Annotated in this window: 17 protein-coding genes; 7 read left to right on the top strand and 10 right to left on the bottom strand. The window is 61.3% G+C overall.

From position 1 onward, the window contains the following. Positions 1 to 8 precede the first annotated feature (8 nt). The 7 genes from pqqA to pedF form a co-directional block, all read right to left on the bottom strand. A complete protein-coding gene (gene pqqA / locus M5G20_RS03080; RefSeq protein ID WP_003253598.1) occupies positions 9 to 80 on the bottom strand; it encodes a pyrroloquinoline quinone precursor peptide PqqA in 72 nt (23 codons plus the stop codon). Between the two features lie 260 nt (positions 81 to 340). Then, positions 341 to 1,861, bottom strand: coding sequence for an acetaldehyde dehydrogenase ExaC (exaC, locus tag M5G20_RS03075; protein WP_273917838.1), 1,521 nt, complete (start codon positions 1,859 to 1,861; stop codon positions 341 to 343). Positions 1,862 to 2,123: 262 nt separating this feature from the next. Further along, complete coding sequence (locus M5G20_RS03070; RefSeq protein WP_273917837.1) at positions 2,124 to 3,899, bottom strand: PQQ-dependent methanol/ethanol family dehydrogenase; 1,776 nt, start codon at positions 3,897 to 3,899, stop codon at positions 2,124 to 2,126. 297 nt (positions 3,900 to 4,196) lie between these two features. Beyond that, positions 4,197 to 5,132: a quinoprotein relay system zinc metallohydrolase 1 gene (locus M5G20_RS03065; RefSeq protein ID WP_273917836.1), complete on the bottom strand. Its 936-nt coding sequence runs from the start codon at positions 5,130 to 5,132 to the stop codon at positions 4,197 to 4,199. 16 nt (positions 5,133 to 5,148) lie between these two features. Continuing rightward, positions 5,149 to 5,910 carry a quinoprotein dehydrogenase-associated SoxYZ-like carrier gene (locus M5G20_RS03060; RefSeq protein WP_273917835.1) on the bottom strand — a complete coding sequence of 254 codons (762 nt, stop codon included), beginning with the start codon at positions 5,908 to 5,910 and terminating at the stop codon, positions 5,149 to 5,151. A 9-nt stretch (positions 5,911 to 5,919) separates the two neighbouring features. Then, positions 5,920 to 6,795 (bottom strand): substrate-binding periplasmic protein, encoded by an 876-nt coding sequence (locus M5G20_RS03055; RefSeq protein ID WP_273917834.1) that lies wholly within the window; start codon positions 6,793 to 6,795, stop codon positions 5,920 to 5,922. A 3-nt stretch (positions 6,796 to 6,798) separates the two neighbouring features. Continuing rightward, a complete protein-coding gene (gene pedF / locus M5G20_RS03050; RefSeq protein WP_150700696.1) occupies positions 6,799 to 7,260 on the bottom strand; it encodes a cytochrome c-550 PedF in 462 nt (153 codons plus the stop codon). Between the two features lie 254 nt (positions 7,261 to 7,514). Between pedF and exaA the strand changes: the two genes are divergently transcribed. After that, positions 7,515 to 9,404 (top strand): quinoprotein ethanol dehydrogenase, encoded by a 1,890-nt coding sequence (gene exaA / locus M5G20_RS03045; RefSeq protein ID WP_273917833.1) that lies wholly within the window; start codon positions 7,515 to 7,517, stop codon positions 9,402 to 9,404. 134 nt (positions 9,405 to 9,538) lie between these two features. Further along, on the top strand, positions 9,539 to 10,186 hold the full coding sequence (locus tag M5G20_RS03040; protein WP_273917832.1) for a pentapeptide repeat-containing protein: 648 nt from the start codon (positions 9,539 to 9,541) through the stop codon (positions 10,184 to 10,186). A 77-nt stretch (positions 10,187 to 10,263) separates the two neighbouring features. Here the strand turns inward: M5G20_RS03040 and M5G20_RS03035 are convergent, their stop codons facing one another. Genes M5G20_RS03035 through M5G20_RS03025 form a run of 3 tightly spaced genes read right to left on the bottom strand, consistent with a single transcriptional unit; the run spans position 10,264 to position 12,280 of the window. Then, positions 10,264 to 10,896: a response regulator gene (locus M5G20_RS03035; RefSeq protein ID WP_273917831.1), complete on the bottom strand. Its 633-nt coding sequence runs from the start codon at positions 10,894 to 10,896 to the stop codon at positions 10,264 to 10,266. Next, positions 10,896 to 12,155 carry a HAMP domain-containing sensor histidine kinase gene (locus M5G20_RS03030; RefSeq protein WP_273917830.1) on the bottom strand — a complete coding sequence of 420 codons (1,260 nt, stop codon included), beginning with the start codon at positions 12,153 to 12,155 and terminating at the stop codon, positions 10,896 to 10,898. Before M5G20_RS03030 ends, M5G20_RS03035 begins: the two co-directional genes overlap by 1 nt. A 2-nt stretch (positions 12,156 to 12,157) precedes the next feature. Continuing rightward, a complete protein-coding gene (locus M5G20_RS03025) occupies positions 12,158 to 12,280 on the bottom strand; it encodes a hypothetical protein (protein WP_273917829.1) in 123 nt (40 codons plus the stop codon). A 156-nt stretch (positions 12,281 to 12,436) separates the two neighbouring features. On the opposite strand from M5G20_RS03025, the gene M5G20_RS03020 reads away from it, so the two are divergent. The 5 genes from M5G20_RS03020 (at position 12,437) to M5G20_RS03000 (ending at position 16,907) form a co-directional block, all read left to right on the top strand. Next, entirely contained in the window at positions 12,437 to 13,621 is a 1,185-nt protein-coding gene (locus tag M5G20_RS03020; RefSeq protein WP_273917828.1) for an ABC transporter substrate-binding protein, read from the top strand. Positions 13,622 to 13,651: 30 nt separating this feature from the next. Continuing rightward, on the top strand, positions 13,652 to 14,611 hold the full coding sequence (locus M5G20_RS03015) for a YVTN family beta-propeller repeat protein (protein ID WP_273917826.1): 960 nt from the start codon (positions 13,652 to 13,654) through the stop codon (positions 14,609 to 14,611). Further along, complete coding sequence (locus M5G20_RS03010) at positions 14,608 to 15,339, top strand: ABC transporter ATP-binding protein (RefSeq protein WP_273917825.1); 732 nt, start codon at positions 14,608 to 14,610, stop codon at positions 15,337 to 15,339. Before M5G20_RS03015 ends, M5G20_RS03010 begins: the two co-directional genes overlap by 4 nt. Next, positions 15,336 to 16,127 carry an ABC transporter permease gene (locus tag M5G20_RS03005; protein ID WP_273917824.1) on the top strand — a complete coding sequence of 264 codons (792 nt, stop codon included), beginning with the start codon at positions 15,336 to 15,338 and terminating at the stop codon, positions 16,125 to 16,127. The genes M5G20_RS03010 and M5G20_RS03005 overlap by 4 nt, the downstream gene beginning before the upstream one ends. Positions 16,128 to 16,349: 222 nt before the next feature. Further along, positions 16,350 to 16,907, top strand: a complete 558-nt coding sequence (locus M5G20_RS03000; protein ID WP_273917823.1) for a PQQ-dependent catabolism-associated CXXCW motif protein — start codon at positions 16,350 to 16,352, stop codon at positions 16,905 to 16,907. Positions 16,908 to 16,945: the final 38 nt, after the last annotated feature.

The following is a 16,945-nucleotide window of genomic DNA, read 5'->3' as shown; positions in this document are numbered from 1 at the left end:
GTGATCAATCAACGGTTGGCGAAATACATCGTCACTTCGAAGCCAATGCGCAGATCGGTAAACGCGGGTTTAGTCCACATGGATCATTCCTCTTCTTGTGCCGGGTGATTCCGGTAGAGCCATTAATGCACGGAGCGATGAGTGCCCGAATGCTACTTTCGAAGGAGTGGGCGGGGGGAATTGGTAGGGGGTGTGTTGCCCAAACTCTGTACACACCAAAAACCAATGTAGGAGCGAGCTTGCTCGCGATGACGGCGCAACAGTCAACATAGATGTTGGATGTGCTGACCTCATCGCGAGCAAGCTCGCTCCCGCAGGTTTTTTCAGTGTTCTTAAGGAATCAGAAGAACCCCAGCGGATTGATGTCGTAGCTCACCAGCAGGTTTTTGGTTTGTTGGTAATGATCGAGCATCATCTTGTGATTCTCCCGACCGACACCGGACTTCTTGTAGCCACCAAACGCCGCGTGCGCCGGGTACAGGTGGTAGCAGTTGGTCCACACGCGCCCGGCCTTGATCGCCCGACCCATGCGGTAGGCGCGGTTGATGTCGCGGGTCCACAGCCCGGCGCCAAGGCCAAACTCGCTGTCGTTGGCAATCGCCAAGGCTTCGGCTTCGTCCTTGAAGGTAGTGACGCCCACCACCGGACCGAAGATTTCTTCCTGAAACACGCGCATCTTGTTGTGGCCCTTGAGCAACGTCGGCTGGATGTAATAACCGCTCGACAGATCACCCTCCAGACGTTCGGCCGCGCCCCCGGTGAGCAGCTCGGCACCCTCCTCCTGCGCAATGGTCAGGTACGAAAGAATCTTGTCGTATTGCTGCTCGGACGCCTGCGCACCGACCATGGTCTCGGTGTCCAGCGGGTTGCCGCGCTTGATCTTGACGATCTTCTTCATCACCTCGGCCATGAACGGCTCGTAGATCGATTCCTGCACCAGTGCCCTGGATGGGCAGGTGCAGACTTCGCCCTGGTTGAAGAACGCCAGCACCAGCCCTTCGGCGGCTTTTTCGATGAACGCCGGTTCCGCGTTCATGATGTCTTCGAAGAAAATATTCGGCGATTTTCCGCCCAGCTCCACGGTGCTCGGAATGATGTTCTCGGCGGCGCAATGCATGATGTGCGCGCCGACGGGGGTCGAGCCGGTGAAGGCGATCTTGGCGATGCGTTTGCTGGTGGCCAGGGCCTCGCCGGCCTCGCGGCCGAAACCCTGGACGATATTCAGCACGCCTGCCGGCAGCAAGTCTGCGATGAGTTCGGCGAAAACCATGATCGACAGCGGCGTTTGCTCCGCCGGCTTGAGCACGATGCAGTTACCGGCGGCTAGCGCCGGGGCGAGTTTCCAGGCGGCCATCAGCAGCGGGAAGTTCCACGGAATGATCTGCCCGACCACACCCAGCGGTTCGTGGAAGTGATAGGCCGTGGTCAGCTCGTTGATCTCGGCCGCCCCGCCCTCCTGGGCGCGAATGCAGCCAGCGAAATAACGGAAGTGGTCGGCGGCCAGCGGCACGTCGGCGTTCAGGGTTTCGCGCACGGCCTTGCCGTTGTCCCAGGTTTCGGTAACGGCCAGTACTTCAAGATTCTGCTCGATGCGATCAGCGATCTTCAGCAGCACCAGGGAACGGTCCTGAGGCGAAGTCTTGCCCCACGCATCAGCGGCGGCATGTGCCGCGTCGAGCGCCTTGTCGATGTCGGCGGCGCTGGAGCGCGGGAATTCGGCGATCACCTCACCGGTGACTGGCGAGGTGTTGGTGAAGTACTCGCCATTGATCGGGGCAACGAATTCGCCACCGATGAAGTTGCCGTAGCGCGACTTGAAGGTAATGACGGCGCCTGGGGTTCCGGGTTGTGCGTAGATCATGGTGGGCCTCTGTCTGGGTCGATGCCTGTCGTACTGACAGGCGATACGCCGATACTAGAGAGCCCCGCGTGCCAGACGAATGCATCGTTGGCAGGAGGGGCTCTCGTTATTTGGTCGTAGATTTCACACAAATCCAAATGTGGGAGCGGGCTTGCTCCGGGCGGCGTTCCGACGAAAGCGGTGTGACAGTCGACATCAATAGCGAATGTGCCGGCCTCATCGCGAGCAAGCTCGCTCCCACGGGTTATGTGGTGGTCTGGCGTTAATGCTTGGCCACCAGATCCTTGGGCAGCTTGAAGGTCCAGAGCATGCCGCCCTGGTTGAAGTCCTTCACGCGCTTGGCCACTTCGCCGCCCCACAGCGGCACTGCGCCGCCCCAGCCGGAGAGCACCGAGACGTACTGTTCGCCGTCCATTTCCCAGGTCACGGGTGAGCCGAGCACGCCGGAGCCCGTCTGGAACTCCCAGACCTTTTCGCCGGTCTTGGCGTTGAACGCCTGCAGGAAGCCTTCAGGCGTGCCGGTAAACACCAGGTTGCCTTTGGTGGTCAGCACCCCGCCCCACAGCGGCGCGAAGTTTTTGTGACGCCAGACTTCCTTGCCGGTTTTCGGGTCAATGGCCCGCAGCACACCGATGTAGTCTTCGTTCAACGGTTTGATGGTGAAGCCGGCGCCAAGGAACGCCGCGCCTTTCTTGTAGGCGATGCCTTCGTTCCAGATGTCCATGCCCCATTCATTGGACGGCACATAGAACAGCCCGGTGTCTTTGTTGTAAGCCATCGGCATCCAGTTTTTTGCGCCGAGGAATGCTGGCGCGACAAACACCGAACTGCCCTTGGCTTCGGAGCCCGGTGCACCGGGACGGCCGGCATCGTTGTAGATTGGCCGGCCATTCTTATCCAGGCCGCTGGCCCAGGTGATCTTGTCCACGAACGGGAAGCCACGGATGAATTTGCCGTTGGTGCGGTCCAGCACGTAGAAGAAACCGTTACGGTCGGCAGTGGCCGCTGCCTTGATTTCCTTGCCGCCTTCGTTGTAGTTGAACGACACCAGCTCGTTCACGCCGTCGTAGTCCCAACCGTCGTGCGGTGTGCTCTGGAAGTGCCACTTGATGGTGCCGTCATCCGGGTTGAGTGCCAGGCGCGAGGACGAATAAAGGTTATCGCCAGGACGCAGGTGTGAGTTCCATGGCGCCGGGTTGCCGGTACCGAACAGCAGCAGGTTGGTTTCCGGATCGTAATAACCACCCAGCCAAGGCGCCGCACCGCCGGTTTTCCAGAGATCGCCCGGCCAGGTCTTTCCCGCCTCGCCGCCGGAGATGCCGTTCTCCACTGCCTTGCCGTCCTTGTAGACGTAGCCCATGTGGCCTTCGACCGTTGGACGGGACCACAGCAGGTCACCGTTTTTCGGGTCGTAGGCCTCGATTTTTCCAACCACGCCGAACTCACCACCGGCCACACCGGTAATCAGCTTGCCGTTGATCACCAATGGCGCGGCGCTGATCGAATAACCTTCCTTGTGGTCGGCGACTTTCTTGCTCCACACCACCTTGCCGGTGTCCTTGTTCAACGCCACGAGTTTGGCGTCGAGGGTGCCGAAAATCACCAGGTCGCCGTACAGCGCAACGCCACGGTTGATCACATCGCAGCAAGGGCGGATGTCATCGGGCAAGCGCGCATCGTACTGCCAGAGTTTCTTGCCAGTGCGCGCATCCACGGCGAACACCCGCGAGTAGGAACCGGTCAGGTACATCACGCCGTCCTTGACCATCGGCTGCGCCTGCTGGCCGCGCTGTTTTTCACCGCCGAAGGAAAACGCCCAGGCCGGTCGCAGCTCCTTGACGTTGTCGACGTTGAGAGTATCCAGCGGGCTGTAGCGCTGCCCCTGAACGCCCAGGCCGTTGGTCACGATCTGTTCCGGGTTCTTGGGATCCTGGAGAATGTCCTGGTCGGAAACCCCGGCCATTGCCTGGCCGGACAACAGCATGGCACTGAGCAAGAAGCTCAAGACGAAGGGCTGACGACGTGCGGGTTGGGTCATGACGGCTTCCTCTGCAGTTTTTGTTATGCCCGGGAAATTTTCCCGGTCTGGTACAGATTCTTGAGCGCCGCCGCCCTGGCAACAATTGGCCGCAATGTGGAGATTGCTAGTTCCTTGGTAGCAGGTCGGATGAGATGGACACGAGATTTTGTGAACGGCACCGGCCCCCTGTAGGAGCAGCCGGTCGACGCTCGAATGCTCGCGAAAAACGTCAGACCATCGCGTTCATCCAGGCAGCTTGCGTAATCGTTAACGACCATCGCGAGCAGGCTCGCTCCTACAGGGGATCCGGGTTGACTATTTGCTGGCAGAATCCACCCGCGTCATCCGCTCGCGCTCGTAGCGCGGGTAAAGATGGCTGACGCTGCGGATCAGTTCGTAGCGGCTCAGGTTGATCCCGGCGAAACGTTCAGGGATGGGGCTGCGGATCATCTCGGCCATGTCGCTGCCATTGGCGGCGCCGTCGTGCATCAGTTGATCGAGCCAGGACAGGTAATGACGCATTTGCTCGAACGGTTGTGGATCGCTCGACACCGGCCCATGACCCGGCACGACCAACGTCCAGGGCAAGCCTTGCAAGGTCGCGATGTCCGCCAGCCATACTGCCAGCCCCGGGCTGTTGGGCGTGGTCAGCGCCCGCTGATAAAACACCAGGTCCCCGGCAAACAGCACGCCGGTTTGCTGGTCGAGAATAGCCAGATCCGCGCCCGTATGCCCACCCAGGCTCAGCAAGCGCAGATCATGATTCCCAAAACTTTTCACGCCGGGTGTCAGCGTCTGCGTCGGTAGCACTACTTCGGTGCCGCGCATCCAGTCGCCGACCATCCGGTACATATTCTCGGCCATGGCGTTGCCTTGCTCGCGCAACAGTTCAGTGGTGCCGACCAAAGCGCTGATCGGCACATCACTGAAGGCCTGATTGCCCAGCACATGGTCCGGATGGTGATGAGTCAGCAAGACCTCGATCACCGGCTTGTCGGTGGTGGCGGCAATCGCCTTGCGCAGCGCTTCGCCATAACGCTTTGACGGCCCGCTGTCGATCACCACCACGCCGCGTTCGGTGACGATGAATGCAGTGTTGACGATGTTGCCGCCATTGGCCTTGGCAAAATTATCGGTGCTGCCTTCCAGCAGCCAGGTGTCCTGGGCGATCTGCCGGGGCTTGAGCGCGTACTCAAGATCGGCCAGGGCCGAGAGACAGACGCTCAGCAGCATCAAGAGGATCCAGCGCATGCCACGCTCCTTGGGGTCAGGGAATCGACGCATCGAACTCATTGCCGCTGTTGTCCCGCAGCAGCAGACGCGTCTGCCCTGCCCCTTCGATGTCGAAGGCCAGGTTGGGGTTTTCACTGACCGCCGGAAACAGCTCGAGCCGGGCCAGCACTTGCTCGTCGTGGTCGCGCAACTCGGCATGGTTGATGAAAAATTCCGGTATGCCGCTGACCATGCCGTTGTCCATGGGATGCGCCACCTGCAACCGCAAGCGGCTGAACTCACCCCGGGGATATCGCCCGCCCAGCACTTCGCCGATGTGCTCTTCCCAGCCCGGTTGCGTACGCACCACACTTGGCGCGGTGCAACCGCCACCGGCGGCGTCAATCAGGGTCGAACCGACATGCCACACGCCGTCTCGCGTCAGCACGGCCGCACGCAAGGGCGTGGCCTGTTCGACTCGAATGCGCAACGACAGCCAGGGCAAAACCGAATTCAGCGGCTGGAAGTCGACGATTTTCGGCAACGGGTTAAGTTCGGCCCAGGCGAGGATTTTCACCACCTCGCCCTTGAACGCCCGAGCGTCGACTTCCAGCGGCACCTGCCGGGCATCTTCGGCAAATGGCGGCGCCAGCAACTTGACCCGCTCGTCGAAAACGAACGGGGCATCGCCCAGGAACTGCTGCTGATAGAACGTCCACATCACCGATGGCACCGGGTCTTTGCCAGGATCGATAGCGTCAGCCTGTGCCGAAAGGCTTAGCCAGCAGGCCAACAGACAACTCCCTCGCCATTTCATCGCCTGCTCCTATTGATACATCTCGGGCACGTCGTAGCGCAGGCCGTAACGGCCGTAGATGGTTTTCACCGCACCTTCGCGGATCAGGCCTTCGAGCGCCTCTTCCACGGCATACGCCAGCTGACGATTGCTTTCGTGTACCGCCATGCCGATTTCCCACAGCTGTTTGCCCATGTTCGGGTAGGCGTTCTCGGCCAGCGCCACTTGCGGGTCGGCCGCTACATGCACTTGCCAGTCGATCTCGCCACGCATGGCCATCACCGCGTCGATCTCACCGGCCTTCATTGCGGCAAACGCCTGAGGCACGTCCGGATAGTGGTGGGTCTTGCCGGCAAGCATGCCGTTGAACACCGAAGTCAGGTAGAACGACGGCACGCTGTCCACTTCGACGCCAATCGGGTGCTGTTCGAACACCGCAACGCTGGCAACCTTGTCCAGCCGCCGACGGTCATAGGCCACCTGCCATTGTTCGTTCTGGTACGGACCGAACATCACCACGTGGCCGTTCACCAGCTCACCGAACTCGTTGCGTTTTTGCGCGTAGTCACGGTCGTACGGCACGCGCATCATCAGGTCGGCCAGTTGCTGGTTGTGCAAGGCGCTGGCGCGCCAGATGTAATCGCGCAGGTCGTCGTCGAGCTTTTCCCCGGCCGGCGCCCAGATCAGCGTCAAGCGTACGCCGAGCGCCTTGGCCAAGGCTTCGGCGAGTTCGACGTCAACACCGCGAGGCTGTCCGGCACGTTCAAAACTGTAGGGGGCGAAGTCTTTGTAGACCGCCACTTTCAGCTCGCCAGCGGCAATGATTTCGTCGTAATTGCGAACCTGCGCCTGCGCCACCTGGCAGCACAGCCACACAGCACTGATCAACACCGCGAGCAGACGCATGGGTCACTCCTCGACGTGCACGGTGTCCAGATAAGTACGCACGGCCCACAGGGCTTCCTGACTCAGGTAGTCGGCCATTTTCGGCATGTACACCCGACCGTCACGCACGGCGCCATGGCGCACACGCTCGACGAACCATTCATCGCCGGCTTCGCCCACGTCCAGCATGCGCAAGTCCGGGGCGATGCCACCTGACTTGGCTTCCAGGCCGTGACAGGCCGCGCAGTTCTGGTTGTAGGCCGACGCACCGATTTCCACGGCTTTGTCGTGTTCCGGAGCGGTGCGATAGGGGTTGGTCGCGGCCCAGCCGTCGGCGTCGAGTGGCACACCGGCGTCCTTGATCGGGGTCAGCCCCTGGGTAGCGACGGCTTGCGGCACCACATTGCCGTGAGCCCAAACGGAGCCCGCACAGATAAGACCGGTCAGCAGCCCGGTAACGAGCAAGGCGTTGCGTTTTGTTGTCATTGTCATGCCCTCAGGATTGCACGCAAAACCTCTTTGCAGAGGCTATGGCAGCCATCTTAGAAAGCCCGGCGCGCAGGCCCCATGCTGCTTTGGTGGCCGCCATCTAATCCCTTGGTAGTAAGGCCTTGGACGAACGCCCAAATCAGGTAGCCCATGGGAAGTATTCCCGGCAACGGCGGGACTTTTTCCGTATCCGCCACCCTATGGGGCGCTCCACCCTGTGCAGGCCAAAACCTCCACTGGGAACTGCAACCATGACAATAAGATCGCTACCCGCCCACTCCCCCTTGGCCGTTGCCATACAGGCTTTTGTGCTGGTCGGCAGCCTGTCCCTGAGCGCGACCGGATTTGCCGGGACCGCACCGGCCTCCGCCAAAAACGTGAGCTGGGAAGACATCGCCAACGATCACCTGACCACCAGGGACGTGCTGCAATACGGCATGGGCACCAACGCCCAGCGCTGGAGCCCGCTGGCGCAAGTCAACGACAAGAACGTGTTCAAACTGACGCCGGCCTGGTCCTACTCCTTTGGCGACGAGAAACAGCGCGGCCAGGAATCCCAGGCCATCGTCAGCGACGGCGTGGTGTACGTCACCGGTTCGTACTCAAGGGTATTCGCCCTGGATGCGAAGACTGGTAAACGCCTATGGACCTATAACCATCGCCTGCCAGACAACATTCGCCCGTGCTGTGACGTGGTCAACCGTGGCGCGGCAATCTTCGGCGACAAGATCTACTTCGGCACCCTCGATGCACGCCTGATCGCCCTGGACAAGAACACCGGCAAAGTGGTGTGGAACAAGAAGTTTGGAGATCACGCCGCCGGCTACACCATGACGGGTGCACCCGTGTTGATCAAGGACAAGACCAGCGGCAAGGTGCTGCTGATCCATGGCAGCTCCGGGGATGAATTCGGTGTGGTCGGCCAGCTCTACGCCCGCGATCCGGACACCGGTGAAGAGGTGTGGATGCGGCCGTTTGTCGAAGGCCACATGGGCCGTCTGAATGGCAAGGAGAGTACGCCGACCGGCGACGTCAAGGCGCCGTCGTGGCCCAACGATCCGACCACCGAAACCGGCAAGGTCGAGGCCTGGAGCCATGGTGGCGGTGCGCCCTGGCAGAGCGCCAGTTTCGATGCTGAAACCAACACCATCATTGTCGGCGCCGGCAACCCCGGTCCATGGAACACCTGGGCGCGCACCGCCAAGGATGGCAACCCGCATGACTACGACAGCCTTTACACCTCAGGTCAGGTCGGTGTCGACCCGAGCACCGGCGAAGTGAAATGGTTCTACCAGCACACGCCGAACGACGCCTGGGATTTCTCCGGCAACAACGAACTGGTGCTGTTCGATTACAAGGACAAAGACGGCAAAACGGTCAAGGCCACCGGCCATGCCGACCGTAACGGCTTCTTCTATGTGGTCGATCGCAACAACGGCAAATTGCAGAACGCCTTTCCTTTCGTCGATAACATCACATGGGCCAGCCACATCGACCTCAAGACCGGACGCCCGGTCGAGAACGAGGGCCAGCGGCCAGCCAAACCGTTGCCGGGAGAAACCAAGGGTAAACCGGTAGAAGTCTCGCCACCGTTCCTCGGAGGCAAGAACTGGAATCCCATGGCGTACAGCCAGGACACCGGCCTGTTCTACATCCCGGGCAACCAGTGGAAAGAGGAATACTGGACCGAAGAGGTCAACTACAAGAAAGGCTCGGCGTATCTGGGCATGGGATTTCGCATCAAGCGCATGTATGACGATCACGTCGGCACCCTGCGGGCAATGAACCCGACCACCGGCAAAGTGGTCTGGGAACACAAGGAACACTTGCCGCTTTGGGCCGGCGTGCTCGCGACCAAGGGCAACCTGGTGTTCACCGGCACGGGTGACGGATTCTTCAAGGCCTTCGACGCGAAAACCGGCAAGGAACTGTGGAAGTTCCAGACCGGCAGCGGCATCGTCTCGCCACCGATCACCTGGGAACAGGACGGCGAGCAGTACATCGGCGTGACCGTCGGCTACGGCGGCGCGGTGCCGCTGTGGGGCGGCGACATGGCCGAGCTGACCAAACCGGTGGCTCAGGGCGGATCGTTCTGGGTGTTCAAGATTCCGAGCTGGGATAACAAGACAGCCCAGAAGTAAAACCGCCACCACCCCTTGCAGGAGCGAGCCTGCTCGCGATGGACCCGAGACCGGCGCTGGGCACCAGACAACCCGCGCGAACGTTGACGACCATCGCGAGCAGGCTCGCACAAGGGAAGCCAAAGGACCCTGCCATGAAGTCTCTACCGCTACTGCTTCTATTGAGCGTTGCCACCGCTTACGCCGCCGCCGACGACGACACCCCGCTTATCATCAACGGCTGCACCATCGCCGAACACAGCCAGTGTCCCAATGCCAACCTCAAGGGAGCCAAGCTGAGCAACCAGGACCTGCGCAACATGAACCTCAGCGGCGCCGACCTGCGCGATGCTGACTTGCGTCATGCGCGTCTCGATCTCGCCAATCTGGAAAAGGCCCGCCTGCAAGGTGCCAACCTGACCCGCGCCAGCCTGCAACAAAGCAACCTGCGCCTGGCCGATTTCAGTAGCGCCACGCTGGTGGCGGTCCAGGGCTGGGGCATGTTCGCCCAGGGCGCGCAATTCGAGAACGCCGATCTCAGCGCCGCCTACCTGCAATTCGCCCGCCTCTCCGGCGCCCGGCTGCACCACAGCAACCTGCGCGCCGCCGACCTGGAAATGACCTGGCTGAGCAAGGCCGACCTCAAGGACGCCAACCTCAGCGACGCCAATCTGCAAGAAGCCAAGCTGGGCGAAAGCAACCTCGCAGGAGCCAACCTCAGCGGCTCGCGCCAGCACTACGCGAACTTTCAGGATGCGAACATGGAAGGCTGCACGGGATGCCCGACAACGTGGGACAAATGAACTGAATTCACCACTTCCAATTGCAGGAGCGAGCTTGCTCGCTCCTGCAGAAAGCCATGTGTCGCCGTGATGATGATTCAACCTGCCTTGCGCACCACGCCCATATCAATGCCCAAGTGCACCAGTTCGGCATGGGAGCTGACCTGCAGTTTGCTCTTGAGCAACGTCAGGTGGTTGGAAACGGTTTTGCTGCTGATATTCAACTGCTCGGCAATCTGGCGCGCCGGGGTGCCTTTGGCGAGCATGACGAAAATCTCCAGTTCGCGCGGAGTCATGCTGTGCAAGCGTGGGTCGCTGGCATCCTGCCGACAGGCCAATTGAGTGGCCAGCGGTTGATCGATGTAGGCATGCCCGGCGAGCACGCGTCGCACCGCTTCGATCAACACCTGCGGCGCCGAGCTTTTGGTCAGATAGCCTGTCGCCCCGGCATCCAGCGCCTGACGCACCAACGGCAGTTCATCGTGCATGCTGAAAAACAAGATCCGCAGTTGCGGCAAGCGTTGCCGCAAGCGCCGGGTGGTTTCCAGGCCGCTGATGCCCGGCAGGCCAAAATCCATGATCACCAGATGCGGCACGCGTTCCTGGACCCGAATCAACGCCTCTTCGCCGCTCGCGGCTTCCCGCACCTCCATTGCCGGTAACAGCGCACGCAACAGGCTGGAGTAGCCTTGGCGGACTACCGCGTGATCATCGACCAACAGAATATTCATCAAGCCTCCAAAGGCATGCTCAAGGCCAGCGCCCAACCGGCGCCGGGGTGGCTGTAGATACGCAGATCGCCGCCCAGGCTACGGGCACGTTCACGCATCGAATGCAGGCCAACGCCAGGACGCTGGGGTGACAGCGCGCCGCGACCGTTATCGCGCACCAGTAAACGCAAATGAGCGCCGTGGTGTTGCAGGCGAACCCGTACCTGACTGGCGTCGGCATGCCGGGCGATGTTGGTCAGAGCCTCCTGCAGAAAGCGGTACAGGTGAGTCTTGTCTGGTGCCGATAGCGCCGGCAGTTGCGCGCTGATCCGCAGCTGACACGCAATGCCTTGCCTGGCCTGCCATTGCTCCACCAATAAGGCGACGGCTTCGGCCAACGGCAAATGTTGCAGGACCACCGGATAGAGGTTGTGCACCAATGCCCGGAAGCCTCGCTGCAAATGTTCGCAGTTGTGCTCCAGTTGGCGCACCGTGCGCTCGACGGTCTCGGGCTGGTCGGCAACCAGGCGCAACAGACAAGCCTGGGCACGAATGCCGGCCAGGTATTGGCCGAGATCGTCGTGCAGGGTCTGGGCCAACTGTGTCCGTTCCTGCTCCTGCACGGCCAGCAGCGTCTGGGTCAGCCGGGTGTTGTCGGCACCGGCCTGTTCCAGCGTGGCCGTCATGCGGTTGAAATGCACCGCCAGTTGCCGCGCCTCCGGCAATCCTTGCGTGGGCAAGCGCACCTTGAGCTGGCCAGCGCACACCTGCTGCAAGGCCCGCAGTAGTTCGTCGAGCAAGCCCACGCCGCGCCGCACCGCCCAACGGATGGTCAACAGGCTGAGCATCAGCGCCATCGCGCACAGGCTCAGCAGTTGTTGCAGGGAATCCCAGACTTCGTCGATTTCATCACGCGGGTCCACGGCGATTTGCACGCGTCGACCATCCGTCAGCGCCAGCACCTTTGCGTCATGACGGACATCGACGAACAGCATGCGGCCGAGCCAGGCATCCAGCCCTGCCCGCTCCGGCACCGGCGCCCGTTCACCCTCTGTCAGCCAGCGCACACGCACGTGGCGCAGGCTTGCGGTCAGGCGTGGTTGCAGGCTGGCGGGATCGCGTGCGGCCGTTTCGCTCAGGTATTCCACCACTGCTTCAGCCGATTGCAGTTCACGCGTCACATCCTCCAGCGCCTGGTGCATCAGCAACACCGTGCACGCCAGGGTGACCAGGGCAAAAAAGCCGCAGACCCACAGGTTGATTCGCCACAGCGCCGACATGCCTAGCGCACCAGTGACGCGGGCATGACTTGTAACGGCAACGGTCGCGGGCCGTGGAGCCGGTCGACGCCGATCAGGGTCAGGATCAGCAAAAACGGCAGGAGCAGCGCTTTGACGACACGCATGGGCAATTCCTTCCAGAGTCATGGCCGTTGCTGTCCATGCTAAAACCGCTCCACTGGGGTCGAGCTACTACCTTGGTACTGGCCCGCTGGTACTTTCTGCATATTTTCACTGCACCACAGGCTTCCTATGCTGGCGCTAACGTCATGGAGAGCCTTATGCGCCAGCTTGCCCCCTACGCCCTGATCTATCTGCTGGCGATTGCCTGCGCCGCTGGACTGGCCACCCAGAGCCAGGCCGCCGACGCGCCGTTGCAAGTGCGGATCGGCTATCTGGGTTATCGTCCCGACCCCGGCCCGCTACTGTCGAACGTCATCCCCGAGCCCACGGATGCCGGGCTGCGCGGCGCTGAACTGGCGATCACCGACAGCAACAGCACCGGGCGGTTTCTCAACCACGGCTACAGCCTGGAGAGCGCCAGCGTCGACAGCCCCGAGGCCTTGCTCGAAGCAGCGAAGGTTCAACATCAACAGGGCTTGCGCCTGTTTGTGGTGAATGCCCCTGCGGGCAGCCTGCGCCAATTGAGTGCGGCAATGCCCGACAGCTTGCTGTTCAACGCTGGCAGCCCCGATGACAGCCTGCGCACTACCGATTGTCTGCCGAATGTGCTGCACACCTTGCCGAGCCGGGCGATGCTCGCCGATGCCCTCGCGCAATTTCTGGTGGTGCGTAAATGGCAACGGGCGCTGTTGATCGTCGGCCCGACCGCGGACGATCAAGCCTATGCCTCCGCCCTGCGCCGCGCCGCCAAGCGCTTTGGCTTGCAACTGGTTGCGGAAAAACCCTGGAGCTTCGACAACGACCAACGCCGCAGCGCCCAGGCCGACATGCCTCTGTTCACCCAGACCGCCGAGTACGACGTGGTACTGGTGGCCGATGAACGCGGCGACTTTGGCGAATACGTGCCCTACCAGACCTGGTACCCGCGCCCGGTCGCCGGCACTCAGGGCCTGACCCCGGTGGGCTGGCACAAAACCGTGGAAACCTACGGTGCCGCACAGCTGCAAAAACGCTTCGAAGCCCTGAGCGGACGCTGGATGAATGACCGGGATTTCGCGGCTTGGATGGCCGTGCGCAGTATCGCCAGTGCCGTCAGCAAACTGCGCCAGGCCGAGCCGATGGCGATCCGAACGCTTGAAATCAGCGATCAGTTGCCGCTCGACGGTTTCAAGGGTCGCAAGCTCAGCTATCGGCCGTGGAACGGTCAGTTGCGCCAGACAATTCCCATCGTCCAGCCCCGGGCGCTGGTCAGCACTTCACCCCAGGATGGCTTTCTACACCCCTTCAACGAGATGGACAGCCTGGGCTACGACAAGCCCGAGGTCACGTGCCGCTTTCCCTGATCCGATAATCACAACAACAAGGAATCTGCCATGCGCCGCACCCTGCTTTCATGCGCCCTGCTCCTCGTCGCCGGCCATGCCGTAGCCAGCACTGCCTGGGTGTCCAACGAAAAGGACAACAACCTGAGCCTGATCGACATGCAAACCCTGCAAGTCACCGACACCCTGCCCGTCGGCCAGCGCCCCCGGGGGTTGCTGCTGTCCCATGACAACAAGTTGCTGTACATCTGCGCCAGCGACTCGGACCGCGTACAGGTGATGGAGGTAGCCACGCGTAAGATCATCAAGGAGTTGCCCTCGGGCAAAGACCCTGAGCAATTTGCCCTGCACCCTAACAATCGCTGGTTGTACGTCTCCAACGAAGACGATGCGCTAGTGACGGTGATCGATACCGAGACCTCCAAGGTGCTCGGCCAGATCGAAGTCGGTGTCGAACCCGAAGGCATGGCCGTCAGCCCTGACGGCAAGTGGGCGGTCAACACCAGTGAAACCACCAACATGCTGCACTGGATCGACACCAGCACCCAGACCCTGGCCGACAGCACCCTGGTGGACCAGCGCCCGCGCTTCGTCGAGTTCTCCCCCGATGGCGCGAAACTCTGGGCTTCGGCAGAAATCGGCGGCACCGTGACCATTCTCGATGTGGCCACCCGCAACGTGCTCACTACCCTGAACTTCAAGATCAAAGGGGTGCATCCGGACAAGGTCCAGCCGGTCGGCATCAAGCTCAGCGCCGATGGCAAATACGGCTTTGTCGCCCTGGGCCCGGCTAATCATGTAGCGGTCATCGATGCCAAGACCTTCGAGATTCTTGACTATCTGCTGGTGGGTCGACGGGTCTGGCAGATGGCATTTACCCCGGATCAGAAACAGTTACTGGCCACCAACGGCGTCAGCGGCGATGTCTCGGTGATCGATGTCGACAGCCTCAAGGTCAGTAAATCGGTGAAGGTCGGGCGTTACCCCTGGGGCGTGGTGGTGACACCATGAACGCCCTGGCCGTCAGTGAGCTGAGCTTTGCCTACGGCGCCCGCGAGGCGCTGCGCAAAGTGAGTTTCAGCCTGGAGCCCGGGCGTTTCGCCGCGTTATTGGGACCCAACGGCGCGGGCAAGTCGACCCTGATTGCCCTGCTGACCCGTCTCTATGATGTGCAGCACGGCGAGATCTGCATCGGTGGCTGCTCATTGCGCAATGCACCACGCCCGGCGCTCTGCCAATTGGGCGTGGTGTTCCAGCAAAGCACGCTGGACCTGGATCTCAGCGTCGAGCAAAACCTGCGTTATCACGCGGCACTGCATGGATTGTCCCGACGCCAGACCGACCTTCGGGTCGACGCCGAACTGGCCCGCCAGGCCCTGTCCGAACGCCGCCGCGAACGGGTACGCGATCTCAATGGCGGCCATCGTCGCCGGGTGGAAATTGCCCGCGCCCTGCTGCATGAACCGCGCCTGTTGCTGCTCGATGAAGCCAGTGTCGGCCTCGACCCGGCGAGTCGCCTGGCGCTCAGCCAGCACATCCGCAACCTGTGTCGCGAGGAGCGTATCAGCGTGCTCTGGACTACCCACCTGCTCGACGAAGTGCAGCCCAGCGATGACCTGCTGATCCTGCATCAAGGTCGGCTGGTGGCGAGTGGGCAGGCCCACGCCCTGAGCCAGGAACACGGCGGCGACCTCGGTTCGGCCTTCACTCGGCTGACGAATTCAGGAGCCCTGCAATGACAGCTTATTGGCAATGTTTTAGCGGTATTGTGCTGCGCGAGTGGCTGCGTTTTGTGCTGCAACGCACGCGTTTTCTCAGCGCTCTGGTGCGCCCGCTGCTGTGGCTGTTGGTGTTCGCCGCTGGCTTTCGCGCAGCGCTGGGGATCGCAATCATCGAGCCCTACGACACCTATATTCCCTATGAGGTCTACATCATCCCAGGCCTGACCTGCATGATCCTGCTGTTCAACGGCATGCAAGGCTCACTGTCGATGGTCTATGACCGTGAGATGGGCAGCATGCGCGTGCTGCTGACCAGCCCTCTGCCGCGCACCTTCCTGCTGTGCAGCAAGCTGCTGGCCACGGCATTGATTTCGCTGTTGCAGGTGTATGCGTTCCTGGCGATTGCCTGGGTCTACGGCGTTCGGCCACCGGCCATGGGCCTATTGATCGCGTTGCCGGCCCTGCTGTTGGTGGCGTTGCTGCTCAGCGCATTGGGTTTGTTGCTATCGAACGCAATCCGTCAGCTGGAGAACTTTGCCGGGGTGATGAATTTCGTGATCTTCCCGATGTTTTTCCTGTCGTCGGCGCTGTATCCGCTGTGGAAGATGCGCGAGGCCAGCGAGTGGTTGTACTGGTTGTGTGCGTTGAACCCATTCACTCATGCGGTGGAGCTGGTGCGTTTCGCGCTGTATGAACGCTTCAATCCGCTGGCATTGGCGGTATGCACGGGGCTGACACTGTTGTTCGCGCTGCTCGCCGTACTGACCTTCAATCCGCAGCATGCGGCCCTGCGCAAATCCAGCTGACAACACAATCCCCCTGTAGGAGCGAGCCTGCTCGCGAAGGTGGCACATTTAATAAATCAGTTGACTGACACAACGCTTTCGCGAGCAGGCTCGCTCCTACAGAGGGATTTTGATTGAACAGGGAAAAATTACGACTTTAGTACTGGTTTCCCTGTCTATCGTCGCATTCCCAACGCCCCCCGACTGGCATGTAATAGGTCCATAACTATAAGGACTGACCCCATGCCGCGTGCTCCACGCTGTTTGCTGCGCCCTTGTTTTGCCGCCCTGGCGCTGAGCCTCGTCCTGGGCGTTGCGCAGGCCGACACCCCGCTCTTCTCCGCCGATGGCTATCGCATCGAGCTATACCGCAGCCCGACGCCGAACCAATTGACAGGCGCGACCATCGTCGACACACAGGCCCTGCAACGGCTGCTCGAACAGACCCCGCGTCCGCTGCTGATCGACGTCTACCGCCGACAATGGCTGCAAGGCCAGTTCATCGAAGACCAGCGTCACGAAAACCTGCCCGGCAGTTATTGGCTGGCCAATACCGGGGATGGCGACCTGACGCCGCAATGGCAGGACTACTTTGCCGGCAATCTGAAAAAGCTGACTGCCGGCGACTCGACGCAACCGCTGGTCTTCTACTGCCGCTCCGACTGCTGGTTGAGCTGGAATGCGGTCAAACGCGCCGCCACCATGGGCTATAAGACACTGTATTGGTATCGCGATGGCCTGGACGCCTGGCAAGCGGCCAACCTGCCGGTAACGCCAGCCCGACCCGAACCCTTTCCCTGAGCTTTACGCGTGCGTGTTGTTGCCACACCATAATCAAA

This window comes from Pseudomonas sp. TNT2022 ID1044 (assembly GCF_028656895.1).
GTDB lineage: Bacteria > Pseudomonadota > Gammaproteobacteria > Pseudomonadales > Pseudomonadaceae > Aquipseudomonas > Aquipseudomonas reinekei.
Note: the sequence above shows the minus strand (reverse complement) of the source record. Positions and strands in the feature narration are given on the sequence as shown.

Excerpts from the sequence above, each read along its gene's own strand:
- exaC (WP_273917838.1), bottom strand. The coding sequence starts at position 1,861 with ATGATCTACGCACAACCCGGAACCCCAGGCGCCGTCATTACCTTCAAG.
- M5G20_RS03070 (WP_273917837.1), bottom strand. The coding sequence starts at position 3,899 with ATGACCCAACCCGCACGTCGTCAGCCCTTCGTCTTGAGCTTCTTGCTC.
- M5G20_RS03065 (WP_273917836.1), bottom strand. The coding sequence starts at position 5,132 with ATGCGCTGGATCCTCTTGATGCTGCTGAGCGTCTGTCTCTCGGCCCTG.
- M5G20_RS03060 (WP_273917835.1), bottom strand. The coding sequence starts at position 5,910 with ATGAAATGGCGAGGGAGTTGTCTGTTGGCCTGCTGGCTAAGCCTTTCG.
- M5G20_RS03055 (WP_273917834.1), bottom strand. The coding sequence starts at position 6,795 with ATGCGTCTGCTCGCGGTGTTGATCAGTGCTGTGTGGCTGTGCTGCCAG.
- pedF (WP_150700696.1), bottom strand. The coding sequence starts at position 7,260 with ATGACAACAAAACGCAACGCCTTGCTCGTTACCGGGCTGCTGACCGGT.
- exaA (WP_273917833.1), top strand. The coding sequence starts at position 7,515 with ATGACAATAAGATCGCTACCCGCCCACTCCCCCTTGGCCGTTGCCATA.
- M5G20_RS03040 (WP_273917832.1), top strand. The coding sequence starts at position 9,539 with ATGAAGTCTCTACCGCTACTGCTTCTATTGAGCGTTGCCACCGCTTAC.
- M5G20_RS03035 (WP_273917831.1), bottom strand. The coding sequence starts at position 10,896 with ATGAATATTCTGTTGGTCGATGATCACGCGGTAGTCCGCCAAGGCTAC.
- M5G20_RS03030 (WP_273917830.1), bottom strand. The coding sequence starts at position 12,155 with ATGTCGGCGCTGTGGCGAATCAACCTGTGGGTCTGCGGCTTTTTTGCC.
- M5G20_RS03025 (WP_273917829.1), bottom strand. The coding sequence starts at position 12,280 with ATGCGTGTCGTCAAAGCGCTGCTCCTGCCGTTTTTGCTGATCCTGACC.
- M5G20_RS03020 (WP_273917828.1), top strand. The coding sequence starts at position 12,437 with ATGCGCCAGCTTGCCCCCTACGCCCTGATCTATCTGCTGGCGATTGCC.
- M5G20_RS03015 (WP_273917826.1), top strand. The coding sequence starts at position 13,652 with ATGCGCCGCACCCTGCTTTCATGCGCCCTGCTCCTCGTCGCCGGCCAT.
- M5G20_RS03010 (WP_273917825.1), top strand. The coding sequence starts at position 14,608 with ATGAACGCCCTGGCCGTCAGTGAGCTGAGCTTTGCCTACGGCGCCCGC.
- M5G20_RS03005 (WP_273917824.1), top strand. The coding sequence starts at position 15,336 with ATGACAGCTTATTGGCAATGTTTTAGCGGTATTGTGCTGCGCGAGTGG.
- M5G20_RS03000 (WP_273917823.1), top strand. The coding sequence starts at position 16,350 with ATGCCGCGTGCTCCACGCTGTTTGCTGCGCCCTTGTTTTGCCGCCCTG.